At 49.9% G+C, this 787-nt stretch carries 1 protein-coding gene; it reads left to right on the plus strand.

The window, feature by feature from the left end:
• Window positions 1-138 precede the first annotated feature (138 nt).
• Window positions 139-787: IS21 family transposase (istA, locus tag PPOP_RS07625; RefSeq protein ID WP_006285593.1), on the plus strand; the 649-nt coding region annotated here is incomplete at its 3' end.

Raw genomic sequence — 787 nt, forward strand, 5'->3', positions numbered from 1 at the left:
TGTTTATTGCATACTAAAAATGCCTAGAATTGCAGCGTAAAAGTGCTTAGATCAGATGCAAAAAAAAGGCACTTGTCAGCCCCTTACATTCCTCCTATCGTTAGGTTTGCTGAGAACTTAACGGAGGAGACTGGAAGGATGCTGAAAATGCCTCAACAACACGATATCAGATTTTTACGCGAAGCAGAAGGGTGTTCGATCAGTGACATCGCCAGACAGGTGGGTATTCACTGGCGGACAGCGAAGAAGTATGCCGATCAGTCCGATTGGAATGAATCTGTGGGAAAAAGAAAGAGCACAAGCCCGGTCATGGGGCCATACATGGAGATGGTGGATACATGGCTGGAGGAAGACCGGCTGCTTCCCCGGAAGCAGCGGCATACAGGCGTACGCATTTACCAGCGTTTGAGAGATGAGCATCAGTTCACAGGCGGACAGCGAACCGTGCTGGCCTATGTAAAAAAACGAAAAAGCGAGATGGAACTGGATCGCGCCAAAACCTACGAACGACTGGAGCACCCTCCGGGAGAAGCACAGGTTGATTTTACCACTGTTCAGCTTAGTCAAGCGCAGAAGCTGCTCACCTACAAGCTGCTTGTGGTGTCCTTCCCCTATAGTAATGCTGCGTTTGTCTATCCGACACCGGCCGAGAACCAAGAATGTTTTTTGGAAGCGATGAAGCAGTGCTTTGAACAAATGGGAGGTGTCCCTCAGCGGATATGGTTCGACAATTTGTCGGCTGCGGTGGTTCACATTGAAAAGCAGGGCCAGCGGCAGCTTACCGAGG

Source organism: Paenibacillus popilliae ATCC 14706, assembly GCF_000315235.1.
Lineage (GTDB): Bacteria > Bacillota > Bacilli > Paenibacillales > Paenibacillaceae > Paenibacillus_B > Paenibacillus_B popilliae.